Source organism: Pseudomonas sp. GW821-FHT03E01 (genome assembly GCF_059420765.1).
The window spans coordinates 1-19,882 of sequence record NZ_JBWKUI010000027.1; the positions used below are offsets into that span (position 1 = coordinate 1).

At 53.3% G+C, this 19,882-nt stretch carries 21 protein-coding genes; 18 read left to right on the forward strand and 3 right to left on the reverse strand.

Annotated elements, in window-relative coordinates:
* Both AC07VO_RS29125 and AC07VO_RS29130 read left to right on the forward strand, forming a co-directional pair.
* Nucleotides 1-2,241, forward strand: a 2,241-nt coding sequence (locus AC07VO_RS29125) for a DUF637 domain-containing protein (protein ID WP_492568355.1), incomplete at its 5' end; no start/stop codon positions are given.
* The gene (locus AC07VO_RS29130; protein WP_086944858.1) at nucleotides 2,238-2,510 is read left to right on the forward strand and encodes a colicin immunity domain-containing protein; all 273 of its coding nucleotides are present in this window, start codon (nucleotides 2,238-2,240) and stop codon (nucleotides 2,508-2,510) included. The genes AC07VO_RS29125 and AC07VO_RS29130, both read left to right, overlap by 4 nt.
* A gap of 30 nt (nucleotides 2,511-2,540) precedes the next feature.
* On the opposite strand, the gene AC07VO_RS29135 is transcribed toward AC07VO_RS29130, so the two are convergent.
* Nucleotides 2,541-2,768, reverse strand: a complete 228-nt coding sequence (locus AC07VO_RS29135; RefSeq protein WP_086944859.1) for a hypothetical protein — start codon at nucleotides 2,766-2,768, stop codon at nucleotides 2,541-2,543.
* Between the two features lie 374 nt (nucleotides 2,769-3,142).
* Here AC07VO_RS29135 and AC07VO_RS29140 point away from each other — a divergent pair, with 374 nt between their 5' ends.
* From AC07VO_RS29140 to AC07VO_RS29190, 11 genes are all read left to right on the forward strand, one after another.
* Entirely contained in the window at nucleotides 3,143-3,790 is a 648-nt protein-coding gene (locus tag AC07VO_RS29140) for a transposase (protein WP_225609348.1), read from the forward strand.
* Between the two features lie 9 nt (nucleotides 3,791-3,799).
* Nucleotides 3,800-4,156 (forward strand): hypothetical protein, encoded by a 357-nt coding sequence (locus AC07VO_RS29145; protein ID WP_225609347.1) that lies wholly within the window; start codon nucleotides 3,800-3,802, stop codon nucleotides 4,154-4,156.
* Nucleotides 4,157-4,653: 497 nt separating this feature from the next.
* The gene (locus AC07VO_RS29150; protein ID WP_225609346.1) at nucleotides 4,654-5,085 is read left to right on the forward strand and encodes a hypothetical protein; all 432 of its coding nucleotides are present in this window, start codon (nucleotides 4,654-4,656) and stop codon (nucleotides 5,083-5,085) included.
* A gap of 304 nt (nucleotides 5,086-5,389) precedes the next feature.
* Nucleotides 5,390-5,746 (forward strand): hypothetical protein, encoded by a 357-nt coding sequence (locus tag AC07VO_RS29155; RefSeq protein ID WP_086946476.1) that lies wholly within the window; start codon nucleotides 5,390-5,392, stop codon nucleotides 5,744-5,746.
* Between the two features lie 500 nt (nucleotides 5,747-6,246).
* Nucleotides 6,247-6,666 (forward strand): hypothetical protein, encoded by a 420-nt coding sequence (locus AC07VO_RS29160; protein WP_495007728.1) that lies wholly within the window; start codon nucleotides 6,247-6,249, stop codon nucleotides 6,664-6,666.
* 143 nt (nucleotides 6,667-6,809) lie between these two features.
* Complete coding sequence (locus AC07VO_RS29165) at nucleotides 6,810-7,415, forward strand: hypothetical protein (protein WP_086946477.1); 606 nt, start codon at nucleotides 6,810-6,812, stop codon at nucleotides 7,413-7,415.
* A 297-nt stretch (nucleotides 7,416-7,712) separates the two neighbouring features.
* A complete protein-coding gene (locus AC07VO_RS29170) occupies nucleotides 7,713-8,360 on the forward strand; it encodes a transposase (protein ID WP_225609345.1) in 648 nt (215 codons plus the stop codon).
* 91 nt (nucleotides 8,361-8,451) lie between these two features.
* On the forward strand, nucleotides 8,452-8,769 hold the full coding sequence (locus AC07VO_RS29175) for a hypothetical protein (RefSeq protein WP_173861196.1): 318 nt from the start codon (nucleotides 8,452-8,454) through the stop codon (nucleotides 8,767-8,769).
* 675 nt (nucleotides 8,770-9,444) lie between these two features.
* A complete protein-coding gene (locus AC07VO_RS29180; RefSeq protein ID WP_086946167.1) occupies nucleotides 9,445-10,440 on the forward strand; it encodes an isocyanide synthase family protein in 996 nt (331 codons plus the stop codon).
* Nucleotides 10,440-11,156 carry an HAD family hydrolase gene (locus AC07VO_RS29185; RefSeq protein WP_086946168.1) on the forward strand — a complete coding sequence of 239 codons (717 nt, stop codon included), beginning with the start codon at nucleotides 10,440-10,442 and terminating at the stop codon, nucleotides 11,154-11,156. Before AC07VO_RS29180 ends, AC07VO_RS29185 begins: the two co-directional genes overlap by 1 nt.
* Before the next feature lie 27 nt (nucleotides 11,157-11,183).
* Nucleotides 11,184-12,944, forward strand: a complete 1,761-nt coding sequence (locus AC07VO_RS29190) for an isocyanide synthase family protein (RefSeq protein ID WP_192351872.1) — start codon at nucleotides 11,184-11,186, stop codon at nucleotides 12,942-12,944.
* Nucleotides 12,945-13,016: 72 nt separating this feature from the next.
* Here AC07VO_RS29190 and AC07VO_RS29195 read toward each other — a convergent pair whose 3' ends face one another.
* Nucleotides 13,017-13,310, reverse strand: coding sequence for a fructose-bisphosphate aldolase (locus AC07VO_RS29195; protein WP_086946169.1), 294 nt, complete (start codon nucleotides 13,308-13,310; stop codon nucleotides 13,017-13,019).
* 509 nt (nucleotides 13,311-13,819) lie between these two features.
* On the opposite strand from AC07VO_RS29195, the gene AC07VO_RS29200 reads away from it, so the two are divergent.
* The 4 genes from AC07VO_RS29200 (at nucleotide 13,820) to AC07VO_RS29215 (ending at nucleotide 18,171) form a co-directional block, all read left to right on the forward strand.
* On the forward strand, nucleotides 13,820-14,242 hold the full coding sequence (locus AC07VO_RS29200) for an HD domain-containing protein (protein WP_086946170.1): 423 nt from the start codon (nucleotides 13,820-13,822) through the stop codon (nucleotides 14,240-14,242).
* 365 nt (nucleotides 14,243-14,607) lie between these two features.
* A complete protein-coding gene (locus AC07VO_RS29205) occupies nucleotides 14,608-16,299 on the forward strand; it encodes an Hsp70 family protein (RefSeq protein ID WP_086946171.1) in 1,692 nt (563 codons plus the stop codon).
* A 6-nt stretch (nucleotides 16,300-16,305) separates the two neighbouring features.
* Complete coding sequence (locus AC07VO_RS29210) at nucleotides 16,306-17,688, forward strand: J domain-containing protein (RefSeq protein ID WP_086946172.1); 1,383 nt, start codon at nucleotides 16,306-16,308, stop codon at nucleotides 17,686-17,688.
* A gap of 279 nt (nucleotides 17,689-17,967) precedes the next feature.
* On the forward strand, nucleotides 17,968-18,171 hold the full coding sequence (locus AC07VO_RS29215; RefSeq protein ID WP_086946173.1) for a hypothetical protein: 204 nt from the start codon (nucleotides 17,968-17,970) through the stop codon (nucleotides 18,169-18,171).
* A gap of 209 nt (nucleotides 18,172-18,380) precedes the next feature.
* On the opposite strand, the gene AC07VO_RS29220 is transcribed toward AC07VO_RS29215, so the two are convergent.
* Nucleotides 18,381-18,578: a PLDc N-terminal domain-containing protein gene (locus tag AC07VO_RS29220; RefSeq protein ID WP_064618452.1), complete on the reverse strand. Its 198-nt coding sequence runs from the start codon at nucleotides 18,576-18,578 to the stop codon at nucleotides 18,381-18,383.
* Between the two features lie 387 nt (nucleotides 18,579-18,965).
* Here AC07VO_RS29220 and AC07VO_RS29225 point away from each other — a divergent pair, with 387 nt between their 5' ends.
* Complete coding sequence (locus tag AC07VO_RS29225) at nucleotides 18,966-19,877, forward strand: LysR family transcriptional regulator (RefSeq protein ID WP_018930232.1); 912 nt, start codon at nucleotides 18,966-18,968, stop codon at nucleotides 19,875-19,877.
* The last annotated feature ends 5 nt before the right edge of the window (nucleotides 19,878-19,882 follow it).

A 19,882-nucleotide genomic window follows, 5' to 3' on the forward strand; every position in this document is an offset into this window, starting at 1 on the left:
TTCTTCGGTGCTGCCGCCAACGAAGAGCATTCCTATTTCAAGGACAAAAAAGAAACCCGTCAGGAAGACCACGTCAGTCAGATCGGCACCTCACTGGATGCGGGAGGCAAGCTCACTATCAAGTCTGGCAAGGACATGACGCTGGTTGCCAGCGATATCAGCGCCGGCAAAGAAGCTTATCTGCATGCCGACGGTGATCTGCAGTTGCTGGCCGCACAGGACCGCGACTACTCGCTGTATGACATGAAGAAAAAGGGCAGTTTCGGCAGCGAAAAAACCCAGCGCGATGAAGTCACCGACATCAAAAATATCGGCAGCCAGATCAAGGCGGGTGGTGACCTGAGTCTGGTCAGTGGCGGTAATCAGCGTTACCAGAACGCTCACTTGGAGAGCGGAAAGGACATCACCCTCGACAGCGGCGGCAGCATCACCTTCGAAGCGGTGAAGGACTTTCATGATGAAAGCCATACCAAAAGCAGCAGCAATGCTGCTTGGTTCTCGGCTGAAGGTAAGGGCAGGACCGACGAAACGCTTCGTCAAACTCAGATGGTGGCTGGTGGCAGCATTGCGATCAAAGCAGTCGAGGGGTTGCACATTGATCTGAACCAGATCAATCAGGACACCGTCAGCCAGTCCATCGATGCGATGGTCAAGGCCGATCCGCAATTGGCCTGGCTCAAAGACGCCGAAGCTCGCGGCGACATCGATTGGCGGATGGTCAAGGAAATCCACGAATCGTTCGATTACGACAATTCGGGGCTTGGGCCAGCGGCACAGCTGATCATTGCTATCGTCGCCAGTATGTTCTTAGGGCCTCTGATGGGGGCAATAGCCAGTAATTTCGCAGTAGGTACGGTTAACGGTGGCGGTGATCTGGGAGCAGGCTTTAAGGCCGCCACCAGTAGCGACGCACTCAAAGGCTATGCCACCCAATGGGCGACCGCTTATGCGTTGGGTTACATGGACAGCGCCGTTGATGGTTGGAAAGTAGACGGTGGGCAGATTCTCAATGGCACAGGTGTCAACAACCCAGGCTACTCATCGAGCCTCCTGAACTGGGACACCGCAGTGCAAAATGTACTGCGCAGCGGCTCGCATGCGCTGGTGGCGGGCGGGATTAACACCGCCATCAACGGCGGCAGCTTGAAGGATAACCTGGGCAACGCTTTCGTCTCTGAAGGGCTCGACTTCCTTGCCGCCTTCGGCAACAAACAAGTAGGCGATCTCGCAGACTACTTGGCCGTAGATCCAGGTACAGCAGGCAAGATTTTTATGCATGCGGTACTGGGTGGTGCGCTGTCCGCAGCACAAGGAGGAGACTTTAAGACGGGGGCCCTGGCGGGTGCTGCGGCTGAAGGCCTGACGCAGCTCACATCAGACGCCTTGGGACGATATCTAGATGATCGATTTGTTACCGATGATCAATTTAAGATCGGTACTGCGCAGATCATCGGTGTTTTGGCGGGCGCGTTGGGTGGCAGCGGGGATGCGGCGACTGCAAGTTGGGTTGCAGGCAATGCCGAGCGCTATAACCAGCAAGTGCACAGAGAGGCCGCCGCCCGTTTGGAGAAAGGTTTCGCCACCCTGCACGACCAAGGACAGTTTTTGGATCTGCAACCACAGGATGTATTGGCTGACCTGCAGAAAATCGTAGATGGTGAGAAAGACCCTTCAAAGCTAAATCCAGGGACCGTTGAGTTTCTGAATCAATTCTCTCCGGCAGACCTGCGTGAAATTTTCTTTGAGCCGACTCTGACGGAGCAAATCGTCGGGTTGGGAATCGATCTGTTTTTCCCAACGCCAACTGGTAAGGTGAAGGCGGCGGCTACAATATCGGAGGCCGTCAGCAAAGAAATTTTGGAGTCTTTGGAGAAGAAATTCGGTGCAGCTTTAGCCGAGGGGACTGCAAAAGGTAATAGTGTAGCTGAGGCTTTAACTGGTGTTACCCAGAAGCAGCTCGATAAAAAATTCAAACATGCATCTGATTTTGGTGTGGTGACTACTAAGAAAAATCCTGAGACACTTGCTCAGTATGAGACAGCAATCAAAACACACATGGCATCCACCTCTACGACTCAGCAAGGTACATATGGGTTTGTAAAAGACTCCAAAGTGTTCTTTAACTCAACCACTAACAATGCTGTTGTGCTCGATGCGTCAGGTAATTTTGTGACTGGTTTTAAACTCGCACCAGGAACTCAGCAGTTTGATAACTTTATTAAAAACGGAGTGCTGCGATGAGTCTTACCATCTTGGAGTTTGCAAGATCGTTTGTAGCGGGTAGGCTGACAGCCGAAATTTTTTCTGAGGCGTATATTGAGCTTTGGAAAATTGAGCGCGATAAAAACATACTTCAGCACGACGAGCCTTCGTTGAGTGAGTGTTTGTCTAGTATTTTTTGTGCCGCGGACATGTACGGACCAGACGAGTCGAGGGAATGCTATGAACTTGACGGTGAAATGCTGAGATCTGAAGTTGCGAGTCTGGTGCGGAATCTAGTCGCTGATTAGTTACTGCAAAATGTGCTGTTGACGCTGCTTCTATTGGCGGAAAGACTTGTGTTTATAGCTGTGTTGTTGATGGCGTGACTCGTTAACGACGGTGTCGCAGCCAATTTCTGCGCGAAAGGCGATGTTCTCCAGCACCTGGGTAACCGTGCGAATACGGTAATCCGCCATCGCGTGTAGCACGTCGAGTGGCGCTTGGATGTCGATGAGGAGTGATGCCGGGAATAGGTCGATTCCGGTGAGGGGCACGTATCGATTCATTTGAAATCTCTATTTTGATGAGCCAATGCCGTCACTCAGTCGTCGCCAAACGATTAGGTGGCAGCTGTGCGCAGGTTGGCGAACCGGCATAGAGAATACCGGCAGATCCGAAGATCTCCCGCGCACAGCCGCCATAAATAGCGGCTTTGCGGGTGCGTCGGCACGAAAAACGGGGACAGACCACGTTTATCCTGAGAATGGCAGAGAATGGGGGCAGACTACGTTTTTCTGTGTCGCACTTTAGCGATCTGAAATAGTGTGAAATAGATAGGGAGATTGTTTTTCATAGAATTGACTAAGCTATTGGCATCATTAATTGTGAACGGATTCACCATATGCCACGCAGAGCACGTCTCTTGATGCCAGGTGTCCCCTTGCATCTGATTCAACGAGGAAATAATAGATCAGTTTGCTTTTTTTCAGAGGATGATTACCTTTTTTATTTAGAGCTGCTTGCTGAGCAGGCCAACAAAAATTCGTGTGAAATTCACGCATGGTGTCTTATGACTAATCATATCCATTTGTTGATTAGCCCTCATGAGCACAGCAGTACCAGCTCGCTGATGAAAGGAATAGGGCAACGATATGTGCAATACATAAATCGTACATATGGACGTAGTGGGACTTTATGGGAAGGGCGCTTCCGTTCGTGCTTTGTTCAAAGTGATAGTTATGTATTGGCCTGTTATCGCTACATTGAGATGAATCCTGTCAGAGCCAAAATGGTGACGCATCCTGCGGAATATCGTTGGTCGAGTTATCGTGCTAACGCACAATCAGAGTTTTCGCATCTCATTACCCCGCATGCTCAGTACCTATCGCTTGGGGACACAGATGTATCGACTGCTGAAGTCTATCGTGAGCTTTTTAGAAGCGAGTTGGAGATAGGATTGGTTGACCAGATTCGGGCTGCCACCAATGGCAACTATGTACTTGGTGGTTCGCGATTTGCAGCCGAGATTGAAGCTATGATTGGGCGACGAGCTCGGCGGGGATGCCCGGGCAGACCGAAAAAGCACTAGATTTTTTAGATGGAAAACGTGGTCTGTCCCCGTTTTCCCTGCAGCCCGGAAGAACTATTGAGTGATGTGGATATGATTGTTCGAGAAATTGGGCGAGAAGAGCCTGTGCAGGTGTTTGGGATTTACTGGATAGAGAACGAGCGCTTTTACTGGGTCATTCCTTATGATGGTTACGGTGGCCTGATGGCACTCAGTGATAGAGAGGTCAATGTTGTTGACTCTTCGTTGTCAAGTGATCTCATCCTCTGCAAGGATGGGGATGGGGGTGACATGATTCTGCACTGGGCAGCCGAAGATTTGATTGAAAAACTCGTGGAGCGTGATCCACTAGCAATGGTGGAGTTCTTAGGGCGCATAAAAAACTGATGGTGCAAAAGCAACTTGAAGAACGAAAACGGGGACAGACCACGTTTACCCTAGAAGACTTAGCCACACAGGCGGGAATACCTCGTAATCTTGTGGGGCAGCCCTCTAGTATTTTGGGGGAAATCGATAGACGATATTAAACAGTCCTTCTCCATGGATGGTGCTACGGTTACGTCTATACCCGCAAAAGCCAGTTCATCAGGCAAGGGACGAAAGCGGGGACAGACCACATTTATCGAGGGCTGGATAATGCTCCTTCAATTTAATCGTGGTCTGTCCCCGTTTTCCCTGTTTGTGGGGCGAGTGATTGGCACTACTACGCTGAAGGATGGAGGAGCCCCCACTTCTGTGATAAAAGTGTTTACCGACAAAGCCGGTAACCTGATCACAACCTTTCCGGTTAAGGCGGGCAATTGATGCGATCTCTCTCTCCGAAGGTCTGGCACGAGTTGCAATCAGCTGTTACGCGCATGAGTGATAAGTCCTCACTGAGGAATATGCTTGACGTAATCCTTTTGTGGTTGCGGCGCAATTATGAGTGCTTTTCTGTTGAGCCGTTCTCGACCTATAATTTTTATGAACTTTCCCATATAGATGAGAAGTTGATGCCTGTAGAGTTTTCTACTTTTAAACTTAGCGAATTAGCTCACCTTAAAAAAGTAATTTTACGCTACAAGTCCAAAGACGTAGAAGCTATCGCGCGCTTTTTGCGCGATACAATAGAAGAGTTAGTTACAATTGAGATTGATGAGCAATGTCCTAGGTGTGAGTCTCATGGTATGCGCATTTTTGTAGGAAAACAGAACGGATTATTGGCTTTTCAGTGTAATGTCTGTGGTCACGCCCATTACTCAGACGGATCTAAAGTCGAGGTAGGTGGATTGGACTTTGTACGCGAGGTTAGGTTGCGAGAGCTTGGCCTGATTTAATGGTGCAAAAGCAACTGGCGGGGCGGGGGAAAAACGGGGACAGACCACGTTTATCGAGGGTGGGATACTGCTCCTTCAATTTATTTGTGGTCTGTCCCCGATTTCGCCCAGTGGTTGTTCGGCTTTTTGACAAAAGCGGAGGCTCTGACTTCTCTCACTTTGTGGTGGTGGATGGAGTTACAACTAAAAACGGTATTCCTGTTGTTGCTATTCGTGATCCTCATGGTACGCAGTATTTCAGTCCTGTTACTACCTTTGAGAGAAATTTCTCGGGTGAGGTTGTTGTTCCTCGGAGTGCTTTGGAATGAAATTAAATATTAATTTTCCTGATAACTTGATTGCTGATGAATTGCTCAGGCAAGAGCGAATTCCTTGTTTGTGCAAGATATCAAAAGAGTTTGAAATTTCTTTTTCGGACACTATCCCGGAATCGTCTGGGATAGTGTCCGAGTGGGATCGTAAAGAATTGGAGTTAAGGGCTGTTGCGAGTGCAGGAGGTAAATACACGCACTATGCTTTTGGCCTGATCACCTTGAAAGAAATTGGGTTGGGTGTTTACAAAATTATTGATCTTGAGATGTTTTATAGGAATTTTGGTTGGTGCGTTATTTTGAAAGGTGGTGAATATGCTCCACCAGGTAATTTCTGGGACGAAGAGTGATAGCTGTTAGCCTCTACTGGTTAGTTGGTACAAAGAGTCCGATCCTATAGTAAAATTTGACAGTGTCCCGTCCTGAATAAGGTTTACACCTTCTGATCAATTTTCAGGCGAAAGCGGGGACAGACCACATTTATCGAGGGGCTGGATAATGCTCCTTCAATTTAATCGTGGTTTGTCCCCGTTTTCCCCAATGATGTAGGGACGTTTTATTCTCCTAAGGTGACGCTAAATTCAACAGAGATAATATTTAATGATTTTTCCGTTGGGACGTCGAAAGGTTTTATTGGTGTCGGTGCAGATGGGGCCGCCGAATTGGTGGGACCTTTGAAAAAACTGGTAGAGTACTCACAGGCGCAAGGAGCAAAAACAGTAACGTTTAAAGGTTATTATGCTACCGAAGAGGGAGCGTCCCTAGGTGGTGGCAAGGTCGGCGAGAAGTTCTCCCTCAGTTTTCCAGCTACGAATGACGAGCTTAAAGAGTTTCTTAGAGGCTTAAGGAAATGAGCATTAGTTCTTCAGTAAAAAAACGAATTGTAAGCTTGGTGTCTTCCGGTTTTGGGGAGGATTATGATGCAGTGGAGTCTGTTGGCAGTTATTTGTACTCAGTCAAGCTTCCGGAAGGTGTGTTTTACATTTCGGAAACTGGTGTTCATTTGAAAGGTGGTAGGGGGGGTGTTGATATTTTGTTTTTGGATATTTCTGAAATAATAAGCCACCTTTCGGCAGAGCTCTGCTCTGAGGTATCTAATAAGCGAGATGTAGAGTTTTTTGTTCCTTTGGAGATTTTTAGTCAGAGGTTTGTAATGGCGTTGCATGTGCCTTTTTTGGCGTACTCTAGACTTTTAAATGTATTGACGGAGTTAAGGTCGGCGAATTTAACGAAAGCGGGGACAGACCACATTTATCGAGGGGGTGGATAATGCTCCTTTAATTTAATCGTGGTCTGTCCCCGTTTTCCCCCGGATGCTTTGCGTCCGAAGACAGTCAGAGAAGAAGGGGGGATCACCCCGAAAGCGATTATTGATACCTGTCCGAACTGCAAGGTTGTCTGGCCGGAGAAGAAATGATGACACTGAATAAGTATTGGGAACCCGGGTTTGGCGAACTGGTTACTTGGTTCGCAATGGATAAAAATGGAGCCATTGCGGTCATGGTAAATAACTGCTTTGGGGCGCTCCCAGCTATACTTTTGGAAGTTTCCGATGTAGATGAAAGGCTCGATAGCTTTAATGAATTTATTTGGGGGGAATCTGCTGAGTTTGATGAGTGCTCGGAAAATAAAAAAGGGCAGACGATATTGGGTTTTTATTCGGCTTATGCCTATAGGCATACTTCATCTAGGCGAGAGATTGAAGAATGGGTAGCCAACAGATCATTATTTAGTGGAAGGTTGACGGAGTATAGTCTGCCATCAATTAAAGGTTTTTACGTTTTTCATGGTGTTGAGGGAAGTGTGCCAGGTGAGGATTTTCCTGTTGGATATGATGGGAATACTGTAATGGGTGACTACTTTCGATATTTGATACCCACTGCCTTTGCTAGGGTAGAAGATATTCCCGTTGAGCTCAGAGGATTGATTGCGGTGTCCGATTCTTTGGAGTTTTCCAAAAGCTCTGTCATTTGTAATGAGAAAATTGATCATTTATTTACCCATCTTTATGGGGGGTAGATGGTGATGTTTATGCGGCGGTGTTTTTAGTAGTTTGAAGCTGTTAGGTCGGGTAGTGCTGGGGCGCTAAAAATGCGAAAAACGCACGAAAAACGGGGGCAGACCACGTTTATCCTGAGAATGGCAGAGAATGGGGGCAGACTACATTTTTCTGTGTCGCACTTTAGCGATCTGAAATAGTGTGAAATAGATAGGGAGATTGTTTTTCATAGAATTGACTAAGCTATTGGCATCATTAATTGTGAACGGATTCACCATATGCCACGCAGAGCACGTCTCTTGATGCCAGGTGTCCCCTTGCATCTGATTCAACGAGGAAATAATAGATCAGTTTGCTTTTTTTCAGAGGATGATTACCTTTTTTATTTAGAGCTGCTTGCTGAACAGGCCAACAAAAATTCGTGTGAAATTCACGCATGGTGTCTTATGACTAATCATGTCCATTTGTTGATTAGCCCTCATGAGCACAGCAGTACCAGTTTGCTTATGAAAGGAATAGGGCAACGATATGTGCAATACATAAATCGTACATATGGACGTAGTGGGACTTTATGGGAAGGACGCTTCCGTTCGTGCCTTGTTCAAAGTGATAGTTATGTATTGGCCTGTTATCGCTACATTGAGATGAATCCTGTCAGAGCCAAAATGGTGACGCATCCTGCGGAATATCGTTGGTCGAGTTATCGTGCTAACGCACAATCAGAGTTTTCGCATCTCATTACCCCGCATGCTCAGTACCTATCGCTTGGGGACACAGATGTATCGACTGCTGAAGTCTATCGCGAGCTTTTTAGAAGCGAGTTGGAGATAGGATTGGTTGACCAGATTCGGGCTGCCACCAATGGCAACTATGTACTTGGTGGTTCGCGATTTGCAGCCGAAATTGAAGCTATAATTGGGCGACGAGCTCGGCGGGGATGCCCGGGCAGACCGAAAAAGCACTAGATTTTTTAGATGGAAAACGTGGTCTGTCCCCGTTTATACCTTATAGTTTATACCCGTTTATATACCCGTTTATACTCTTGGGATTGATTTAATGAAAGATTTCGGACTGATGGGTATTAAGCTGGAGCCGACCCTGCTCTGGGGGGGCACGCCTCTATTTAGCTTGGATGATGCGATTAAACTGTTGGGGTTTTGCGAGCAAAATGACGCCGCAGTGCTCGGAATTGAAGGCTTTAAAATAGCAGGAGGCAAAAGAGTTCCTGATATGGACTGTATTGCTGACTTTTCCACTCTGGTTGCTGTAGCCGGGAGAGAATTTCCGACAGCATCCAGAGAAGCAGCTAAATTGTTTATTGAATCGATCGCAGATAGCGATGTGTTTTTGGAGTTTGTTCTAGTCAAAGCTTAATAAAGCAAGAGAGGGCGGATCTAATTGTTTGTTATGTCCCATCTTCAATAAATATTGCGACAAGAAAGTGGGCGGATTTATTTATTTGGTTGTGGTGCGCGCCCCAAAAAATAGATCTGTCCCGGGGAATAAACGGGGACAAATAAACGGGGACAGACCACGTTTTTTGGGAGCAGGGCAGTGCTCTTTCGATTAAACGTGGTCTGTCCCTGATTTCCCTTTATCGGCCCGCCGCTGAGGGTAACGGACAGGCAATATGTGCGTTTAGTGTGTATGAGGTGGTCCCGTCCGGGAAATCTAGTCGTCCATTGTCGAACGTACTCAATTTTGAGCCTCCCGCTGATTCTAACTGTGGCCGGCACTGACCAGATTGTCAGGCTAACGAGAAAAGGGGACGGTGTCCCATCCTGAACAAGGTTCACACCTTCCGATCTATTTTTCAGGAAGAGCGTAATGGAATCAGGACCAGACACACTTGTGTGGCCGCAGTATGGCTTTGCCAGCTTGGACGTTGCATGAGCCTGTGTGAGGGTTTTCGGTGATTTTGGTGCCGTAATATTCCGGATTGCCACGATTGACAGCCCTCACAACTTGTAGGAATTTAGCCGCCCGCAGGTAAGGGATATCTGCTGATGGCCAAAAGATGGCCGTTGTTCACCACACAAGGGATTGTCTATGCAAGGTTCAAACACCGTTGCTCAACAGGTGTGCGGTCAGCTGGTGCACGAGCATCAGAACACCCCACACATGAACATTGCCGAGCAAATCCTTGAATGCCTGTTTCGCCGTCGTAGCCTCGCCCCGGGGCAGGATCACGAACTTTCGTCGCAGGTGCTGGAACCCCATCTGACCAAGGTCATGCAGGCGGTCGAGAGCGGTCGCAAGATTGAAATGGTCTTGCCAGCCTTTCCCGGCAAATCGCCCAGCCGCAAGAAAACCCTGAGTCATCTGCCCGATTTTGCGGAACATCATGCAATCGACGAGTTACATCGCCTGTGCAAGGAGATCCAGGAGATCTACGCACCGGGAGCGCTGATTCATATCTGCTCCGATGGCTATGTGTTCTCTGACTTGGTGCATGTTCCCGATGCGGACGTTAAGGCCTACACCGACGCTATCCAGGACTACGCCGAACAGCACTATCCCGGCACGTTCGCCCATTTCGACCTCCAGGATGCCTACCCACAGCTGGATTGTCTGGACGCCATGCGTGAAGAGATGATGATCGAGCACGGTCAGTCATTGATCTTGTTGCAGCAGCGCTTCAAGGATGATCCGCACATGATGTTGATGTACTGCGGCATCCATCGCTTTCTTTCCGAGGATTACTCGGGACTGAAAGTATTCGCTGGCATGAGCCTCAACGCGGTGAAGAAGGTCGCCAAACCGGCCTCGCAGCGGGTGATCCAGCGCAGTGAAGCCTGGGGGGCGCTGTTGCAGGCGCGTTACCCGCATTGCCTGCGCTTGTCGATTCACCCGCAGTTGGCGGTCTCGACGAAGATCGGTATCCGGTTGGTGCCAACCAGTGACCTGTGGCGTACGCCCTGGCATTCGGTGGCCATCAAGCGACGGGGTGTGGTCACCCTCGAAAAACGCAGCAATGTCGATGAGCGCTACCACCGCCTGGTGTTCCGCAAGGGGCGTCCTTGTCACTACGCCAGTGCTCAATGATGGCGTCTCGGTTGCGGGTCGAAGCCGTACTCTTCGATTTGGACGGGACTCTGGTCGACACCTTGCCCGACATCACCTGGTGCTTGAACCAAGTGCTGCTCGAACATGGTTGCCCGGCGCTGACCTCGGAAACAGTGCGCGGATACATCGGCGGCGGCACCACGGCGATGAGCGAGCGGGTCGCCGCGCAGTTCGGCATAGTCGATGCGGTCGCCTTGCACCAGCGCTATGTGGCGCTCTATCAGCACAACCTGGTTCAATTTTCCCGTCCATTCAGCGGTGTCTTGGAATTGCTCGAAGGCTGCCGACAGCTACAGCTACCGCTGGCTATCGTGACCAACAAGGCCGAGGAAATGGCGTTGCAGGTTTCCAGAACGTTGCTGCCGCAGAATGCTTTCGGGCCAATTCTGGGGCATCGCGCAGGCAGGTCGCTCAAACCGCAACCGGAGGTGGCATGGGAAGCCGCCCGGCGGTTGTCGGTTGATCCGCAACGCTGCTTGTTCGTCGGTGACACGGAGATCGATCTGCAAACGGCTCGTGCTGCAGGCATGTATTCGGCGGCAGTCACTTGGGGTTATGGCCTGACACCAGACTTGCAGACCCAGGCCCCGAACTTGTGCTGTGAACACCCGGCCGAATTGCTGCGCATTTTGCAGCAAGCCTGCGGGGCTGCGCATGCGTTCACCGAGCATGGCGACACCGTCAAATCCTATTGATACACACACCCTCAAGGAAGTTGTTCTATGGAACATAGAGACGTCTGGATCGCTGCCGTCAGCGATTTGCTGGCCGGTTATCTGCTCAAAGGCACGGATGATTGTTTCGACACACAAGGCAGGGCACACCTGGCGCTTCGATTGGGGCACTGCTTCGATCAGGGCTTGCCAGTGCGTCTGGTTTTGCCAGGCTTTCCCTGCAAGTCGCCAAACGCCAGCGACCAGACTTTCGGCGTGCTGCCGGACTACGGCGAGGTCATGGCCATCGAGCGCCTCGACCAACTCGGCCAAGCCATCGCCGCGTTGCACGCACCGGGCTGCGTGGTGTCGATCCTCAGCGACGGCACGACCTTCAATGACATCGTCGGCGTGGCCGACGACGTTCGCGCCGCTTACAACCGGGCGTTGCGTGAACTGTGCACCACCCACACGATTGAGTGGGTCAGCATGGAAGACCTGTTTCCCCAGGCCCAAAGTGCCGAGTCGGTTCGCGCCAGCCTGATCAAGCAGGCCCGTCTACCGTGGAAAAACCTTGGTGACCTGATCGAGCAGAGCCGCGACGATGAGTCCCTCAGCCGGGCGCATGACAACCTCTGCAGTCACCTCTACAACGACCTGCGTCTGTGCCGCGAAGAAGGACAGAGCGAGGACGAGTACCTGCAACAAATCAATTTCAAAGCCTACCAAATGATGTATCGCGGGCAGGCATTGAACGCGGCGGTGGACCGTTTCTTTGGCGATGACATTCGCTTGTCGGTCCATCAATACAACAATGCCGGCCCCAAATTCACCTTCGGCCTCGCCGAAGGGCTGACCCGCGCGGACAGCCCTTGGCATGCCGTGCCGGTGTGCAACCTGGATGGCGGCCAAACCCTTCGCGCCCGCGCTCAGGTCGACCTCGACCACCATGTGCTGGTCACCTATGAGGGGCGGCCATGGCTCTACCATCAAACAGAAAACCCGCAGGCCCAAGGCTTCGAGTACGAACTGCAAAAACTTCCGCTGTTTGGCCTGGTGGTGCGAGACCCGTTGGGGCTGGGTTTCGAACGACTGTCCACCGGCCTGCTGGAAGCTCTGGTGGAAACCTTCGGTTTCGTCTGCCTCAAAGGTTGCCGTTTCGACGACCAGGATAGCTTTGCTCGCAGCTGCGAACGCTTCGGCACGCTCTACGAATGGGCCTTCGGTGCCGTCCACGTGGTCAAGCCTGCGGACAAACCCCAAGGCGTGGTGCACTCGCTGGAAAAAACTCCGTTGCACTGGGACCTGAACATGCTGCCCGACAGCGATGCGCAAGTTCAACGCAACCCGAAATTCTGCGCCAGCAAATTCATGTTGTATTGCAAGACCGCGCCGCTGCCGGGCGAGGGCCAGACCACCATCGTCGACAGCCGCAACGTACTGCGCAAAGTCGGGCAGCAAGTCGCCCGACAATGGCAGGGCGTGAACATCACCTACTACACCAAAATGACCTACTTCGGCGGCTCGCCGCGCATGTACAGCCTGGTGGACCACCACCCCCGAAGCGGCGAGCTCATCCTGCGCTACCAAGAGGGCACCGACTCGACATTGCAGACCTTGAGCCAGTCGGTGCAGGACCATGACGAGCAGGCTCAGCAGGCGTTGCTGGAACAGGTCAATGCGCTGGTTTATGACCCGGAGTGTCTGATTGCTCATCAATGGAGTGAGGGTGATCTGGTGCTGATCGACAACTATCGGACGTTGCATGGGCGACTGCCGATGTCGGCGGGTTCTTCATCGCGGGAGTTGTGGCGGGTGCAGGTTTACTGATTGTTGTTGTCAGAGTCGGAGCAGGAAGCAGAAAAACCGCAGTAATGCGGTTTTTCTACGACTGAAATTTAATCACTGCCCCTTGGGCGTATCGAACCCACGCTGCTCAATCACCCGAAACACATCACTCACATCCTGGACCATGATCCGCGCGATGTTGGTGACGGTGTTGATGTCGTGTTCGGCGTAGTCGGGGAGGCTGGTGCAGGCCATGAGGTTGAGGTATTTGAGGACGGCGTTGAGGCGTTCGCTGAGGCAGCTGTGGAGTTCGCGTATCGGGGCGTCGGCGTCGATGAGGAGGACGGGGTGGTCGGTGGCGAAGTGGGACATTGGGGAGTAGTGGCGGAGCGGTTTGTTCATAGTCATAAGGTTGAACTCTTCAAAGGAAAATGAAGTGCCACCTTTCTGCTGCGAAACAAATGGGTGGCAGCTATGTGCGGGTTCGCAGACCGGAGAAGAGACAAAACCGGCAGACCCGAGGGTCTCCCACACACAGCCGCCATAAAACGTAACGGCGGCAAATTTTGCCACAGTTGTCATTTAACGGTGTGTGTCATCTTCTGCAGGGCTGCGAAACCCTATCGCTGAATTCGCTCAGCGACAGACCCACTCTAGGCAGTGATTTTGGTAGCCGCAACCGGGCTGTAGGACCACACGCGGTCACTGTGGCGAGGGGGCTTGCCCCCGTTCGGTGGCGCAGCCGCCGCAAAACCGGGCGCTGCGGTGTGTCTGAGGAAACGGGCTATCAGGGTTTGGGGCCGCTTCGCAGCCCAGCGGGAGCAAGCTCCCTCGCCACAAAGGGCAGATTCCTACATATTTTGCAGACTTCAAAATCATGGCCGCGTCGTTACGGCATTTAACCCGAGGAGAATCCCATGAGTCAGTCACTGGAACGCGCCATTGCCATTGCCGCCGCGGCGCATGAAGGGCAGGTGGACAAGGGCGGGGCGCCTTACATCCTGCATCCGCTGAAAGTCATGCTGCGGGTGAACACGCTGGAAGAGCGCATCGTCGCGGTACTGCATGACGTGGTCGAGGACTGCGGCATCAGCGTCGACGATCTGCGCAAGGAAGGCTTCAGTGAAGCGGTGCTGACGGCGATTGCGTCGGTGACCAAGGTGCCGGGCGAGTCCTACGAGGCGTTCGTCGAGCGCGCGGCGAAGAACCCGATCGGGCGGGTGGTGAAGCTGGCTGATCTGGAAGAGAACAGCGACTTGTCGCGGATTGCGCAGCCGTCCTGGGACGATCTGGAGCGCGTGGAGAAGTATCGGCGGGCGATAGGGGTGTTGCGTTCGTAGCGGGTGTTGCCAACGCGTCGCCGGCGCGAGTGCCGACCATTCCGGGATTTACGGAGGGTGTACCCGCCAGGAACAACAAAGCCCCGATTATTCGGGGCTTTGTTGCTTGGGTATGCACAGTTCTCAGATCGTTACCGCACGCCGTCCGGCGTTAATTAGTGATTTTATTGCTGAAACATCCAGGATGAGCTCGAAAGGCGACTTAATGTCGGACCCGGCAAAGGCAAAGCGGGCGGGTTAAAGCCACCATCAGCACTGCCGATAACTCCGACTACGAATCCGCAAATCGCGCCTACATCAATAATGACTGAGCCTACGACCAAGGTCCTCTGCTGGCCGGCCGCCTCATTTAAGGAAAAGTGACTGTGATCATTGGTATCGACCTGGGCACCACCAACAGCCTTGTGGCTGCCTGGGATGGCGAACATGCCCGGCTACTCCCCAATGCGTTGGGCAACCTCCTTACACCCAGCGTCGTTGGCCTCGACGACCACGGCCAACTGATCGCCGGGGATATTGCCTGCGAACGGCTGCACACCCACCCCCACCTCACCACATCTCTGTTCAAGCGCTATATGGGGAGCGCCCGTGAAACGCAGCTGGGCGGGCGCGCCTATCGAGCGGAAGAACTCTCGGCGATGCTACTGCGTAGTCTCAAGGCCGACGCCGAGCGCGCCTTAGGCGGGCCCGTTCACGAAGCAGTGATCAGCGTGCCCGCGTATTTCAGTGATGCCCAGCGCAAGGCCACGCGTATTGCCGGCGAACTGGCCGGGCTGAAAATTGAAAGGCTGATCAACGAACCCACCGCTGCAGCCTTGGCCTATGGCCTGCAACAGCGAAACGAAGCGACCTTTCTGGTGTTCGACCTTGGGGGTGGCACCTTTGACGTGTCCATCCTCGAGCTGTTCGAAGGCGTCATGGAAGTGCGCGCCAGCGCGGGGGACAATTTCCTTGGGGGTGAAGATTTCGATGACCGGCTCGTGGAGCATTTCATCGCCAAAATCGGTGCCGCTGACCTGCCAGACACGGCCCACCCTGCCATAGCACAGCGGTTGCGGCGTGAGGCACAACGGGTTCGTCATGCCTTGGGGCAGGCGCAAGTCACGAGCTTTATCCTTCGCGAGCAAACGCGTGAATGGAGTCTTGAACTGACCCAGAGCGACCTGGCGGACATCGTCCGGCCTCTGCTGGACCGCCTGCGAGCCCCGATCGAGCGCGCGTTGCGCGACGCCCGGATCAAGGTGGCTGACCTGAACGAAATATTATTGGTGGGCGGCACCACGCGCATGCCGTTGGTGCGAAAGCTGGTCGCGGCCCTGTTCGGGCGAATCCCGGCGATGCAGCTCAACCCGGATGAGGTGGTGGCGCAGGGGGCGGCTATCCAGGCGGCGCTACAGGCGCGCCATGCCTCCCTCGAAGAAGTGGTACTTACCGACGTATGCCCCTATACCTTGGGAATCGAGACCTCGGTGCAGCTAGGCGCCGGTTACCAAAGCGGCCACTACTTGCCAATTATCGAGCGCAATACAGTGGTGCCGGTGAGCCGCTCCCGTAACGTGTCCACCCTCAGTGATAACCAGAAAGTAGTCAGGCTAGGTATCTACCAAGGCGAAAGCCGGTTGGTGGCCAACAATATTTTCCTGGGTGAACTGGAAATCCCCGTACCACCGCGCAAAGCCGGTGAGGTAACGCTGGACATACGCTTCACCTACGACAATAACGGTTTGCTCGAAGCCCAGGTGCATTTGCCAATCAATGACGAAACCCATCGGCTGGTCATCGAGAACAACCCCGGGGTATTGGCTCCTGAAGAAATCGCCCAACGGTTGGCGGCCCTCGAAGCACTGAAAGTGCACCCGCGCGACCAGCAGATCAATACCTTGCTGCTGGCCCGGCTGGACCGCTTGTATCAGGAAAGCCTGGGCGATGGCCGGGAACGTATTGCCGGGCTGGCGAACCATTTTCAGCAAATGCTCGACACCCAGGATGAACGCCTGATACGCGAAGCCCGTGGCGACATTACCCAGCGTCTTGCCCATTTCGAGCGGGAGGGTTGAGTCACCATGAGCCATTGGAAAGTGCTGGACCTTACCCCGGACGCGGACGAACGCAGCATCAAACGCGCCTATGCGCGGCTGCTGAAAATCCACCGCCCAGACGAAAACCCCAATCAGTTCCAGCGCCTTCGGGAAGCCTATGAAGCTTCGCTGGCCGAGTCCCGCTGGCGCGCGCAGATTGATGAGGAAGACGTTTATTCCCCGTTAACCGCAAGCGCATCAACCCCGGAATACCATCCGCCCGCGCAAGCCCCTACGTGGGTAATCCCTCAGGATAGCGTCGACACTCCAACCGCCATCAGTCCTCCGGAACCGTCCCTGGAACAGATGCAGCAGTGGTTGGCCGAGGGTAAAGAGCGCCAAGTGCGGGAAGCGCTGTGCCTTTGGCTGGCGAGCGACTGGCTATTGCCCTTCGAGCGCCGCCAGCAGTTCGAGCAAAGCATATTGGATTGGCTCGAGTCCGCCGAAAAATGGTCGCCAGCCTTTTTCGATGGTGTGTGTCAGGTCATGGGTTGGAACGAAACCCAAGGCGATCTGCCGTGCGAGTACTGGCGCTGGGACAGACTGATCCGGCGGTGCGAGGCGCAAGCTTTTGCAGAGACCCTACGCGGCGATCTGGCCAGATTCGACGCCGATAAAATCCATGGGCAGGCAGCCGCCATGCTGTTCAAACCCATGACTGACCGCCGCCGGCGTGAAATGGCCGATTGCTTTAGCAACCTCGACTGGCAACGCTTTGCAGAGCTCGCCCAAGCCATTGAATATCAATACCCCGAAGTGCCCCAGCGTCTTGGGCTGCAACCACTCGACAACTGGCGGGATTGGTTGCCGGCCACAAACTATCGAGGGGTTTACCTTTTCCTATGGATGGCGCTGTGTGCTGTTCTTATGGCTTCGGTGCTTACCGGGCCTACGAAGAAAGAAGCGTTCGGCATGGTCATCATGCCACTGATAATGCCGGTATTGATCTGGATGGGCATGAAGGTTTACCACGTTTGGGCCATGGTAGCCGTGGTAGCGGGGCCGTTGGATGTGTTGCTTAGCCGATTGTTACTCCCGCGCCGTTGGTACCGACAAGGCGCTGGGCTCTTGTTGCTCCGCCACATACTCCCCAGTGCAGTGCCCGCAGCCCTGGCGTGCGCATGGTCCGGTGGTGTCCTGTGGCTGCGATGGGTAAGCCCGGTGGTGGTGTTCCTCGGTACGATTTACTTCACAAATGTGGCCCTGAGCGGCGGTAGGGTCTCGATGTGGGCTCGGGCACTACGAGCACTTAAACTGAAGGCCGGGCAACTGCCTTGGCACATGCTGCAACGCGAAGGCCTCGTTGTCGTGATTGCAGTGGCCGTGATGGCGGCTACAGTCTATTTCCGTATGAAAACTGTTGTTTAGCGGACAACACGCAATTTACTGGGCTGTGGATGAAGAGAAGGAGATGAGTGGGGACAGATCCCTCAGGGGCGGATTTATTTGTTTGGTTCGTGCGATGGTTGGAAAATAAATTCGTCCCCTTTTCCCTCTGGTGAAGGCCAGGGTTGGATAGTGGTTTCCGAGCGCAGGAGAGGAGCGCGCCAAGGCTGGCCGCCCCTTCACGGCTTCACACACTGGGCCGGCAAAAAAATAGCGCTTTTGCTCGCCTGTTACGTTCATAGTCAGGTCGAGGAGAACAGCATGAAATCCCGGATCATTGGATTGCGAGTGGCCGGTACCGTCTACGCACTGATGGCCTTGGCGCAACTGGGGCGCCTGATTATTCGCCCCGAGGTTCTCGTTAATGGGTATCCCATGCCCCTGTGGCCAAGCGTGCTTGCCTTGGTATTGCTCGCGGTATTGAGCATCTGGATGTGGTCGCTCACACAGTCGCGAGCAGAGTGAGGCTGACTCATCCAGGCCAAACCGCTTCTTGGGCCACTTCGGAGTGATGCTGATGCAGTCATGCTGCGGGTGAACACTCTGGATGATGGATTGGGTGTTCCAGGGAAAAACAACAAAGCCCCGATTATTCGGGGCTTTGTCGTTTGGGTATGCGCAGTTCTCAGATCGTTACCGCACGCTATCCGGCGTTATTGTCTGGCTTGCGGTGACTACGGGTTCTGCGCAATGTGTTTCGGTCCCGCCATGGCCCACCCTATCAGCCCGAACAGCGGCACAAACACGATCACCACGATCCACACCAGTTTGTTGCTCGATTTGCCCTCGGCTTTACGTACCCTGTTGATCGCCCACAACTCGATCAGCAAAAGCACTGCCGCGAGCACGATCCAGATCGTTTCGATTTGCATGAGTCACCTCCTGATAGTCATTCAGTTAGGTGAGTGGTGATGGGCGGGGTTCATTAAATTTCGGAGGGAGTGGGGGAAATGGCCGCCGAGTGAGCCGAACTGGGCGCGGCTCTGGACCATTTGTGGAATGCCGATTTCGGGGATGGATAAATTAGTAAGTTTGTTGCTTCAAACCTTAAAAAATATATGCCCGTGGTTTGGGTGTGTCGGGTATGTTCAGCCTTGATCCTGAGCGTTCTCGGAGACTCCGTAATGCCTGGTTTTGCCGAGCCTGGCGAATAACCTGTGGTGAGCGGGCTTGCCCCCTCGCCACAGAGTTGTGCATCGACTGACTCCTGTAGGAGCCTGCGATCTTTTGATTTTGATGTGTTGTGTCTGGAGGTCCCCATGGCCGCTTACAACCTGCGACAGCTTCGATATTTCGTCACCACCGCCGATTGCGGCAGCGTGGCGGAGGCTTCGCGCAAGCTTTATATCGCGCAGCCGTCGGTGTCGACGGCGATCAAGCACCTTGAAGAAAGTTTTGGCGTGCAGCTGTTTATCCGGCATCACGCCCAGGGTGTTTCGCTGACGCCGAGTGGGTCGCGGTTTTATCGCAAGGCGCTGGAGCTGCTGCGGGTCGCCCATGAGTTTGAACAGAATGCGCTGGCGGACAACGACGTGGTCGCGGGGCAGATCGATATTGGCTGTTTTGAAACGGTGGCGCCGCTGTACCTGCCGCGTTTGATTGCTGGTTTCAAGGAGCGTTGGCCAGGTGTGGAGATCCGCATTCGCGATGGCGAACAGCAGGAACTGGTGCAGGCGCTGACCGCCGGCAGCATCGACCTGGCGATGCTGTTCGAACACGATCTGGACAGCACGATTGAGACAGTGCCGCTGATGCCGCCGCAACAGCCCTACGCCTTGTTGCCGGCGGATCACCGCTTCGCGCAACAGGCGAAAGTGTCGCTGAATGACCTGGTGCTGGAGCCGATGATATTGCTGGACGTGGTGCCGAGCCGGACCTACTTCGTGAGCATTTTTGAAGAGCGCGGACTGACGCCACACATCGTGTTCAGCTCACCTTCGATCGAGATGGTGCGAGGAATGGTCGGGCGCGGTTTTGGCTTTTCGATTCTGGTCACCAAACCGTTTTCCGAATACACCTATGACGGGCAGAAGGTCGTGTGCATACCACTGGCCGAAACCGTGACCGGTTCGGGTCTGTCGGCGGCATGGTTGAGAAGGTCGCAGCTGACCAAACCGGTACAGCTGTTCGTGGATTACTGCCAGGAAGAACTGGCCCGACTGTATACCTGAGCGTC

Bases quoted from the DNA above. Each gene is read 5' to 3' on its own strand.
- AC07VO_RS29130 (WP_086944858.1), top strand. From the start codon at position 2,238: ATGAGTCTTACCATCTTGGAGTTTGCAAGATCGTTTGTAGCGGGTAGG.
- AC07VO_RS29135 (WP_086944859.1), bottom strand. From the start codon at position 2,768: ATGAATCGATACGTGCCCCTCACCGGAATCGACCTATTCCCGGCATCA.
- AC07VO_RS29145 (WP_225609347.1), top strand. From the start codon at position 3,800: ATGGAAAACGTGGTCTGTCCCCGTTTTCCCTGCAGCCCGGAAGAACTA.
- AC07VO_RS29150 (WP_225609346.1), top strand. From the start codon at position 4,654: ATGCTTGACGTAATCCTTTTGTGGTTGCGGCGCAATTATGAGTGCTTT.
- AC07VO_RS29155 (WP_086946476.1), top strand. From the start codon at position 5,390: ATGAAATTAAATATTAATTTTCCTGATAACTTGATTGCTGATGAATTG.
- AC07VO_RS29160 (WP_495007728.1), top strand. From the start codon at position 6,247: ATGAGCATTAGTTCTTCAGTAAAAAAACGAATTGTAAGCTTGGTGTCT.
- AC07VO_RS29165 (WP_086946477.1), top strand. From the start codon at position 6,810: ATGATGACACTGAATAAGTATTGGGAACCCGGGTTTGGCGAACTGGTT.
- AC07VO_RS29175 (WP_173861196.1), top strand. From the start codon at position 8,452: ATGAAAGATTTCGGACTGATGGGTATTAAGCTGGAGCCGACCCTGCTC.
- AC07VO_RS29180 (WP_086946167.1), top strand. From the start codon at position 9,445: ATGCAAGGTTCAAACACCGTTGCTCAACAGGTGTGCGGTCAGCTGGTG.
- AC07VO_RS29185 (WP_086946168.1), top strand. From the start codon at position 10,440: ATGGCGTCTCGGTTGCGGGTCGAAGCCGTACTCTTCGATTTGGACGGG.
- AC07VO_RS29190 (WP_192351872.1), top strand. From the start codon at position 11,184: ATGGAACATAGAGACGTCTGGATCGCTGCCGTCAGCGATTTGCTGGCC.
- AC07VO_RS29195 (WP_086946169.1), bottom strand. From the start codon at position 13,310: ATGACTATGAACAAACCGCTCCGCCACTACTCCCCAATGTCCCACTTC.
- AC07VO_RS29200 (WP_086946170.1), top strand. From the start codon at position 13,820: ATGAGTCAGTCACTGGAACGCGCCATTGCCATTGCCGCCGCGGCGCAT.
- AC07VO_RS29210 (WP_086946172.1), top strand. From the start codon at position 16,306: ATGAGCCATTGGAAAGTGCTGGACCTTACCCCGGACGCGGACGAACGC.
- AC07VO_RS29215 (WP_086946173.1), top strand. From the start codon at position 17,968: ATGAAATCCCGGATCATTGGATTGCGAGTGGCCGGTACCGTCTACGCA.
- AC07VO_RS29220 (WP_064618452.1), bottom strand. From the start codon at position 18,578: ATGCAAATCGAAACGATCTGGATCGTGCTCGCGGCAGTGCTTTTGCTG.
- AC07VO_RS29225 (WP_018930232.1), top strand. From the start codon at position 18,966: ATGGCCGCTTACAACCTGCGACAGCTTCGATATTTCGTCACCACCGCC.